At 58.2% G+C, this 385-nt stretch carries 1 protein-coding gene; it reads left to right on the top strand.

What is annotated here, in order from left to right:
- The coding region (locus tag IV91_RS0111730) for a transposase (RefSeq protein WP_150112474.1) at positions 1-385 on the top strand (385 nt) is incomplete at both ends.

The following is a 385-nucleotide window of genomic DNA, read 5'->3' as shown; positions in this document are numbered from 1 at the left end:
CTCGTTTGCGGCGTTGAAGCCCTGGGCCAGCATTGCACTTGCTCCGGACTGCACCGTGACCTCCGATGGACTGCTGGGGTTCGAGGTGGTCGAGCGACTGGGCTTTGCGCATCGCGTGGTGATCGCGCCCAAGGGCAAGGCGGGCACGGAGATCGAGCCCTTCCGCTGGCTCAATGTGGTGCTGGGCAACCTCAAGACCGCGCTGAGTGGAACACATCATGCCTTTAATTTCCGAAAATACGCCGGTCGATACCTGGCTGAGTCGCAGTATCGATTCAATCGAAGATTCGACCTGGCAGCGATGGTGCCAAGACTTGCCGTGGCGCTCACGAGTGCAACTCCTTGTTCTGGAAAGAAACTGATGATGCGCACTGAGATAGAGACA

It is taken from the genome of Ferrovum myxofaciens (assembly GCF_000735045.1).
GTDB classification, from domain to species: domain Bacteria; phylum Pseudomonadota; class Gammaproteobacteria; order Burkholderiales; family Ferrovaceae; genus Ferrovum; species Ferrovum myxofaciens.
Note: the sequence above shows the minus strand (reverse complement) of the source record. Positions and strands in the feature narration are given on the sequence as shown.